The 8,816-nt window shown below is 38.2% G+C and carries 9 protein-coding genes; 3 read left to right on the top strand and 6 right to left on the bottom strand.

Annotated features, from left to right (window positions below; genetic code table 11):
• Positions 1–175: 175 nt before the first annotated feature.
• The 6 genes from BGO42_RS09195 to BGO42_RS09170 all read right to left on the bottom strand — a co-directional run bounded on the left by BGO42_RS09195 (position 176) and on the right by BGO42_RS09170 (position 5,606).
• The gene (locus BGO42_RS09195; RefSeq protein ID WP_273243445.1) at positions 176–640 is read right to left on the bottom strand and encodes a TPM domain-containing protein; all 465 of its coding nucleotides are present in this window, start codon (positions 638–640) and stop codon (positions 176–178) included.
• Positions 641–788: 148 nt separating this feature from the next.
• On the bottom strand, positions 789–1,907 hold the full coding sequence (gene dnaN / locus BGO42_RS09190) for a DNA polymerase III subunit beta (RefSeq protein ID WP_177736328.1): 1,119 nt from the start codon (positions 1,905–1,907) through the stop codon (positions 789–791).
• 96 nt (positions 1,908–2,003) lie between these two features.
• Positions 2,004–3,689 carry a gliding motility-associated ABC transporter substrate-binding protein GldG gene (gene gldG, locus BGO42_RS09185; RefSeq protein ID WP_273243447.1) on the bottom strand — a complete coding sequence of 562 codons (1,686 nt, stop codon included), beginning with the start codon at positions 3,687–3,689 and terminating at the stop codon, positions 2,004–2,006.
• Positions 3,689–4,414 (bottom strand): gliding motility-associated ABC transporter permease subunit GldF, encoded by a 726-nt coding sequence (gene gldF / locus BGO42_RS09180; protein WP_177734348.1) that lies wholly within the window; start codon positions 4,412–4,414, stop codon positions 3,689–3,691. The genes gldG and gldF overlap by 1 nt, the downstream gene beginning before the upstream one ends.
• Positions 4,415–4,452: 38 nt before the next feature.
• Positions 4,453–4,749 carry a putative quinol monooxygenase gene (locus BGO42_RS09175; protein ID WP_177734349.1) on the bottom strand — a complete coding sequence of 99 codons (297 nt, stop codon included), beginning with the start codon at positions 4,747–4,749 and terminating at the stop codon, positions 4,453–4,455.
• Positions 4,750–4,775: 26 nt separating this feature from the next.
• Positions 4,776–5,606, bottom strand: coding sequence for an SAM hydrolase/SAM-dependent halogenase family protein (locus BGO42_RS09170; RefSeq protein ID WP_177736332.1), 831 nt, complete (start codon positions 5,604–5,606; stop codon positions 4,776–4,778).
• Positions 5,607–5,702: 96 nt separating this feature from the next.
• Here BGO42_RS09170 and BGO42_RS09165 point away from each other — a divergent pair, with 96 nt between their 5' ends.
• The 3 genes from BGO42_RS09165 (at position 5,703) to BGO42_RS09155 (ending at position 8,505) form a co-directional block, all read left to right on the top strand.
• Positions 5,703–6,653 carry a PhoH family protein gene (locus BGO42_RS09165; protein ID WP_177734350.1) on the top strand — a complete coding sequence of 317 codons (951 nt, stop codon included), beginning with the start codon at positions 5,703–5,705 and terminating at the stop codon, positions 6,651–6,653.
• Between the two features lie 110 nt (positions 6,654–6,763).
• A complete protein-coding gene (locus tag BGO42_RS09160) occupies positions 6,764–7,714 on the top strand; it encodes a phosphoribosylaminoimidazolesuccinocarboxamide synthase (protein WP_177734351.1) in 951 nt (316 codons plus the stop codon).
• Between the two features lie 146 nt (positions 7,715–7,860).
• Positions 7,861–8,505, top strand: coding sequence for a hypothetical protein (locus BGO42_RS09155; RefSeq protein ID WP_273243453.1), 645 nt, complete (start codon positions 7,861–7,863; stop codon positions 8,503–8,505).
• The last annotated feature ends 311 nt before the right edge of the window (positions 8,506–8,816 follow it).

The raw sequence follows: 8,816 nt of genomic DNA, 5'->3' as shown, positions 1-8,816 counted from the left end.
CTACAGCTAATTTAAAAGCCATATTATAATCCTTTTGAGTACGCTTAACTCGCGTTGTTGTTGTGTCTTTCATAATAAGTCGATTTTGTGTCAACTTATTTCAGGACGGGACAAGTATATAAAAAAAGACCCTGAGCAATCAGGGTCTTTTTTTTGTGGAAATAACTTATTGTAATTAATTGAATTCTTTTTTTATTTCGGCTAAACCATTCAACAATCCGTTAAAAAAGTCGTTATTTTTAAATTTGGGAATCATGAAATCATCGATGATTGCTTTCGTTTCTTCATCGGTTATTTGTGCTACTACGTCGTCACAATTCTGTATATGGATGTTTCTAAGCGATTTTGAGACTACAATTAAAATACATGCTGATTTTGTTTCTTTGGCTAAGGCTAAGGAAAAATCAGAAAATGTGCTGTAAGGCTGAATGGAATTTACGGTGGCAATAGTGATTGGAATCTGTGTTCTTTCGTAAAAATACCGGATCGATGTATTTAAAAGGAACTCCTGGTTATCGGATAGGATATCTTCAAAATCATTTATCGTTGTTGTTAATTCAGGAAGCCCCTGAACTTTATTATTTTGACTGAAGCAAATATTGATGGAAAGAAAAAGAATGATCAGGATTGTATTTTTCATGATGTATTTTTTATTGGTACTTACGGATAAATATAAAAAGTTTTTATTTAAAATTGTAGCGAAATTTTTGCAAATAAAAAACCGCAATCCGGTTAAGGTCTTGCGGTTTTTTGGTATAAAAGGGTTGGTTATAGCGTAGGGAATACGACTAGTTGTTAAGCATTACCGGCATAACAAGCATCGTAACGGTTTCGCCTTCGTCAAGTCCGTCAACCGGAGTTAAAATACCGGCACGGTTTGGAAGGGACATTTCAAGCATGATTTCATCAGATTGCAGGTTGGTCAGCATTTCTGTTAAGAAACGGGAGTTAAACCCGATTTGCATATCGTCACCCTGGTAATCACAAGTCAATCTTTCTTCTGCTTTGTTTGAGTAATCGATATCTTCGGCAGAAATGTTTAATTCTGCTCCGGCGATTTTCAAACGGATCTGGTGAGTTGTTTTGTTGGCAAAAATAGCCACACGACGTACAGAGCTTAAAAACTGCGATCTGTCCATCAATAATTTATTAGGATTCTCTTTTGGAATTACCGCTTCATAGTTCGGATATTTTCCGTCAATCAAACGACATGTTAAAATATAATTGTCAAAAGAGAAGGTTGCATTCGAATCGTTGTATTCAATTTTTACTTCTGCATCAGAAGCCGATAAAATACCTTTTAAAATATTTAAAGGTTTTTTAGGCATGATAAAATCGGCAACCTGAGATGCTTTTACATCTGTACGGGCATATTTTACCAATTTGTGTGCATCGGTAGCCACAAAGATCAATCCTTCCGGTGAAAACTGGAAAAATACTCCGGACATTACCGGACGTAAATCGTCGTTACCGGCAGCGAAAATAGTTTTGCTTACGGCTGTTGCCAATACTTCGGCAGGAACCAAAGTAGAAGAAGGCTCTTCTAAAACAACCGCTTTAGGGAACTCATCACCCGGTGCATACGCCAGCGCATATTTTCCGGAATTGGAGCTGATTTCAACCGTATTATTATCTTCAACCGTAAACGTTAGCGGCTGCTCCGGAAACGTTTTTAAGATCTCTAATAATAATTTTGCAGGAACAGCTACACTTCCTTGACTGGTAGAATCAATTTCCAAAGTAGCAGACATGGTGGTCTCTAAATCGGAAGCCGATACTTTAAGCTGATTATTATCTAATTCAAATAAGAAATTATCTAAAATAGGTAAGGTGTTACTACTGTTAATAACACTACCTAGAACTTGCAATTGCTTTAATAAATATGAACTGGATACAATAAACTTCATCATCTTTCTTTTTTAGGTTTGTAAAATTCGGCTTAAATTTTACATTTCACAAATATATCGTAATCTAATTAATGTAAAAACATTTTTTATTAACAACTAACGTGAATATTTTCTTTTTCTCAGGAAAGTGAATAATATTCCGAATACTAATAACACAACTATTGGTAATCCGACAGTTATGATTTGTGTCGTGGTGTAATTGTCGTAAACTTTTTGTTTGTCTAATAATGGCAGATCGACATCTTTACTTCTAATGTTAATAAGTCCGTTGTCGTCCAGCAGATAATTAACGCAGTTTAAAAGAAATTCTTTATTGCCGTAAAGGTTGTTGGTCCATTTGTCATAACCCAATTCTAACGGCTGGAAAGCCTGGTCTAACTGGTTTTTGATAAGGTCACCGTCAGAGATAACAATCATTTTACTGTTCTTGCCCGATGTCTTGTATGTAGTGTCTTTAAAAGGCAGTACGCGATTTTCATACATCGAATTGAATTTTCCTTCCAGTAAAACCGATACCGGAATATAGCCTTTACCGGCATAATCTTTCGGATTGGTTTCTTCTGTAACCATATTCAGGCTCACTTCAACCGGAGTTCCCACTGTTTTGGAATATTGGGACGATCGCATTAAAACGGTCTTTTTGATTCCGTTTTTAAGAGTATCTATCGGGTTGGCAAATTCAAAACGAACGCCTTCAATATTTTTGACAATAGGGTTTTGGGACTGCGGATAAATAAACGGTGAATATTTCCAGAAATACTGGTCATATTGCGTGGCACTTCCTTTATCGCCGGAGGCCAGCTTGATTGGGATAGCCTGTTCGTCTTTTACCAGAGCCGGATTGATCCGGACACCGTATTTAAAGAACATATCGTTCAGGTTCAGATCTCTCGGATAGGCTAAAATAGCACCGTTTTCGTTGTACAAACTGTCCATTTCTGCCTGTACGGCATCAACCAGCCATAAGGTTTTACCACCGTTTACAATGAACTGATCCAATACCTGTTTTTCTTCTTCTGTAAAACGTTTGGTCGGTTTTGCTATAATGGCAAGATCATATTTTTTAAGCGCTAAAGCCGTTTTAACAGGGTTTTTAGCCACAGAATCCATATAGAAAGGTCCGATGTAATAATTTTCACGAACGGTTTTAAGGAAATCGGCGATCTGTAATTCGTGTAGCTCGCCATTGTCTTTAATAATGGCTATTTTTTTCTCCTTGCCTTTAATAACCTTATTAAAAGCATCGGCAAAAGCATATTCTAAATGTTGTACAGAGCTCACTACTTTTTCTTCGGTAGTGGCACCCATCATGTTTTTCAGTAACTGTACTTTGGTAACCTTGTCGTTATAAGTGGCAATTGCCCATGGAAATACGACTTCCTGCGATTGTTTCCCTTTATCATCAACGGTAATGCTTATCGGGTTCATACCGCGCTGGTACATCATTTTCATGGTCGCTTCACGCTCTTCTTCTTTTTCAAGCGGGTTGACAAACTGGAAAATAATATTGGAATTATACGCTTTGAATTCTTCCAACAGCTGACGCGTTTCTCCCTGAAGACGTTTGAATTCTCCCGGAAACTGTCCGTCTAAAAAGACATCAATATATAAAGGACTGTCAATTTTTTTAATAATCTCCAATGACGTTTCAGACAGGGTATAACGCTTATCCTGCGTTAAATCGAAACGTTTGAAAAAATAACTTCCGGCAATGTTAACGGCTAATAAAACCAGTATGACGATACCAAACTGTTTCAGGCTTTTCTTTTTATGCTCTTTCATTACCATTTCAAAGATTTAAGTTGATATACCGTTGCGGCTAAAAATAGTACGGTAATACTCAGGAAATAAATAATATCCCGGGTATCAATAACACCGCGGCTCATACTTTTAAAGTGGTAATCCATACCGAAACCGGCGATTAAATTGCTGAAACTTCCCATATAGGATGACATGCCTTCAAATCCAAAATAGAACAGGAAGCATAAAAATACGGCAATGATAAAAGCAACGATCTGGTTGTCGGAAAGGGTAGAGGTAAAGATACCGATAGCCGAATAAGCGGCAATCAGGAATAATAAACCGAAATAAGAACCCAAAGTACTTCCCATATCGATATTGCCTTCCGGACTTCCGAATTTGGAAATCACGAAAACATAAATGATCGTCGGTATGATTGCGATAACGATCAGTAAAAATGCGCCCAGGAATTTACCGTTTACAATTTCCCAGATGCTCAGGGGTTTGGTAAGCATCAATTCAATCGTTCCTTGCTTCTTTTCATCGGAAAAACTGCGCATGGTTACCGCCGGAATCAGGAAAATCAGGATCCAGGGCGATAAGGTGAAAAAAGGACTTAAATCGGCAAAACCGCTTTTCAGGATATTAAAATCTCCGTCAAATACCCAAAGAAAGAGACCGTTCAGTAACAGGAAAATAGCGATAACCAAATACCCTATGGGCGAACCGAAAAAGGATTTGATTTCTCTTAATAGTAAGGCTTTCATTTATTTTTAGTACGTTTTTATTCGTTTTTGTAATCGTGTTATGTTAAACTAACCAACTTGTCAACACTCCAGGCTTCCGGTCTGGCATTGAAAAACTGCTTGGTGTATGCCCAGACTTCCGTAAAGAGTTCCGACCTGCGGTAGTTTTCCAGATCCGCTTCCGTTTCCCAGTAACTATAGGTAAAGAAGATGGATTTATCCTGCTTGTCCTGGTATAACTCTAAAAAGTTATTGCCGGGAAAATTGCGGATTTGTTGTTTAACTTCCTGAAAATTCGTTAAAAAAGCTTCGATTTTATCTTCGTGGAAACTCATTTTTACGATGCGTACAAACATAAGGAATTATGGATTAATTTTTTGAATTAGGATTTGAAATTTATAGTAACCATATCGCGGAACTTTAAACCCAATAATGAGGTGGCAGAACCAACGGTGGACGGATTACTTTTATAGATGGCGATTTCGAGAAAATCGGCTTCATTAAAGAGTGCCAGTTTCTCGCCTTCGAAGTCTTTTAGGGTGAATCGTTCCGGAATTTTAAAATCGGAATAATTGCGGTGGATATTTTTAATGGTCTTGGTACCGAATTTAACTTCAAACAGGCGACCTCTGCCGGTTTCCTGTATCAGTTTCCGGGAAATATTGGTCACACAGTTGCCAAAATGATCAATATAAACCACATAGCCTTTAATAGAAGCGGCATCGGAAGCAACGGTAGCCTGCAGCTCACTCATTTCCTTAATAGCCGGTATTTCCCGCCCGATAACCGTCATTACACCGCCTTTGGCCAAATGACAGGCTGCCTTAACAAAAACATCCATATCGGTAGCGCCTTCCGGCAAGCGGTCGTGTATGTTGATCTCAACAATTTTCTGCGGAATGATTTTTTGGGTCAGGATACTTAAAATACCGTTATCGGCACAAATAAAGTAATGGTCGTTCCATTGCATGGCAATGTGTTTGTTCTCAAAAGTACGCTCACTGTCCACGCCAATGAGGTGTACAGTGCCTTTTGGAAAACTGCTGTATGCCGCAGTAATGATATAACTGGCTTCGGAAATATTGAACAGATCTATATTGTGGGAAATGTCGATAATCTGCACATCAGGATGTTCTGTAACAATCTTACCTTTCAATGCACCGACGAAGTGGTCTTTCAGTCCGAAATCAGTTGTTAGGGTAATTATTGACATCATTTTGTTTATAACTATTAGAGGAACTTTCCTTAAAAATTGCTAGATTTGAGATATGCAAAGCTAACTTATTTTTTTAATTAAATCTCGCTGCTTTTGAACGAAAGAACCATCGAATTGACAGACATTACCCCAAAAGAATTTTGGGGAGCTCAAGATGCTCATCTTGAAATAATTAAAAAATTATATCCGAAATTAAAAATTGTAGCCCGTGGTACATTGCTGAAAGCTTACGGAGAAAAGGAAATTTTGGACGAATTTGAAGTACGTTTCAATCGCTTGATGACCCATTTTTCACGTTATAATTCTATCGATGATAATGTGATTGAAAGAATCGTACAAACCAACAGTCAGGATGAACAGAAAATGGCCGACCATGATAAAATCCTGGTACACGGCATTGGCGGGAAACTGATTAAGGCATTAACACCGAACCAGCAGAAATTAGTCGATTTTACGATGAAAAATGACATGGTATTTGCCGTTGGTCCGGCGGGAACAGGAAAGACCTATACCGGAGTTGCTCTTGCTGTTAAAGCTTTGAAAGAGAAACAGGTAAAACGTATCATTTTAACCCGTCCTGCAGTTGAAGCAGGCGAGAATTTAGGATTTTTACCCGGTGATATGAAGGAAAAGCTGGATCCGTATATGCAGCCGTTATATGACGCGCTACGGGACATGCTGCCGCCACAAACACTGGAAGATTACATACTGAAAGGGATCATTCAGATCGCTCCGCTGGCTTTTATGAGAGGAAGGACACTGGACAATGCCTTTGTTATTCTGGATGAAGCGCAGAATACGACCCATTCGCAAATGAAAATGTTTCTGACCCGTATGGGGAAAAACGCAAAATTTATCATCACCGGCGATCCCGGTCAGGTCGATCTGCCCCGCAGAACCATTTCCGGTTTAAAAGAAGCCCTGCTGATTTTAAAGGATGTGGATGGAGTAGGGATACTGTATCTTGATGATAAAGACATCGTGCGACACCGACTGGTTAAGAAAATTATTGATGCCTATAAGAGTATTGAAAATAACGATTAAAAAAATACAAATCCGCCGCTAATTAAAGGGCGGATTTTTTATTATAAGAATTTGTTTTTTACGTACTTTTGCACCTTTAAAACAATAACAACTAACTACACACTTGTTCTATGAACACAATAACAACAACTAACTTTAATTTCCCCGGACAAAAATCCGTATATCGCGGAAAAGTAAGAGAAGTTTACAATATCAATGATGAACTTTTAGTAATGATCGCAACCGACCGTCTTTCGGCTTTTGATGTGGTGATGCCAAAAGGAATTCCTTACAAAGGACAAATTTTAAATCAGATTGCGACCAAATTCATGCAGCTGACAGCCGATATCGTTCCGAACTGGTTGATTGCCACTCCGGATCCGAATGTTGCGGTAGGGCATTTGTGTCAGCCGTTTAAAGTAGAAATGGTTATCAGAGGCTATTTAGCCGGTCATGCTGCCCGCGAATATGCTTTAGGAAAAAGAATGCTTTGCGGTGTGGAACTGGCCGAAGGGTTAAAAGAGAATGATAAATTCCCGGCCCCGATTATTACGCCTTCCACAAAAGCAGATAACGGTGAGCATGATGAAGATATTTCGCGTGAAGACATTTTAGCAAAAGGTATTGTTTCGGAAGAAGACTATATCGTTTTGGAAAACTATACCAGAGCTTTGTACCAAAGAGGAACAGAGATCGCGGCAAGCCGCGGATTAATATTGGTAGATACCAAATATGAATTCGGGAAAACCAAAGACGGAAAGATTGTTTTAATCGACGAGATCCACACGCCGGATTCTTCCCGTTATTTTTATGCCGACGGTTACCAGGAAAGACAGGATAAAGGAGAAGCACAAAAACAATTGTCTAAAGAGTTTGTACGACAATGGCTTATTGCCAACGGTTTCCAGGGTAAAGAAGGACAGCAGATCCCTGAAATGACAACAGCATATATTGCCAGTGTTTCCGAACGTTACATTGAATTGTATGAAAATATTTTAGGAGAGTCGTTTGTAAAAGCAGATATCTCTGATATCAATGACCGAATCACCAAAAACGTATTGGAATTTCTGCAAAAGCAGTAGTCTAAATAATTGAAAAAAGCCGGATGTAACAATCCGGCTTTTTTTATATACAACGGGCAATAAAAAAGTTTGTTTTAAAAATGGTCCGGTTGATTTATAGTTTAATATTTTTTGTACATTGGCAAGACCAAGTAAACCAATAAATTATGAAAAAAAGCATGATACTGGCTTTGTCGCTGTTGTTCACGATGGGGATGTACAGCCAGAAGAAAAAAACTGTAAAAAAAGCTCCGGCTGCAAAAACACAGTCGACCGTTCTGGCGAAAGCCGATGATATTACTGCCGAGCTGGTAAAGAATAAAACACAACAATTTTTCTATGTTTTCAAAAATGAGAAAGGGGCTAAAAAGGATACCATTTTAATCAAAGTAATTGATAAAGCAGTTCCTGCCGAATGTAAGATCACCGCTTTTAAAGCAAAAGAAACACCGTTGTACTGCATTACATGGACCGAAAAAAATATAACGGAAACCAAAACAAAAAATGAAGAAGCCTTAAGTACTTTTTCTGAGATCTGGGAACCGGCAACCAAAACACAAATTTTAGCCAACGTACAGACGACCACTAAAATAAAAGAAATCGTGTTTTTAGACAAACTGCAAAACGCTTCCGAAACACAGGAAAGAATGCGCCGCGAGGGTTTTGAATTTACGTTGACCAATGAAGGCGATGTGGTTCTTAAAAACAAATCACAGGAAAGCAGGCTTACTTATAATCCTACCGATAAAAAATATGTGAATGCCGGTTCCGGAACCGGAAATTCCTCTGCACCGGCAAAGAAAAAGAGATAAAAAAGAACATAAAATGCCCCCGCTTTTGGGGGTATTTTTATGGAAATAAATCTCTGATCTCGCTTTGAGTTTAAACTTCCCTGCTCCATCCGGTAATCCCAATCAATTTAATCCGAAGCATATATTGCCCCCATTTTCTTAAACTTTATCGTTCAGAAAGTGAACGGCATAGGGCATTTATGGGTTCAAAAAAAGTATACTGAAAATTATACCAAATAGGTATTATTTAGAACTATATGGTTTAGGAAAATTGCGAAAACATTTTAAAATTTGAGTTTAACTTTTCTGTAAAAATCAGGCAGAATTTAAAC

The sequence above is a fragment of the Flavobacterium sp. 40-81 genome (assembly GCF_001898245.1).
Classification (GTDB): domain Bacteria; phylum Bacteroidota; class Bacteroidia; order Flavobacteriales; family Flavobacteriaceae; genus Flavobacterium; species Flavobacterium inviolabile.
This window is presented reverse-complemented; position numbering and strand designations above follow the sequence as displayed.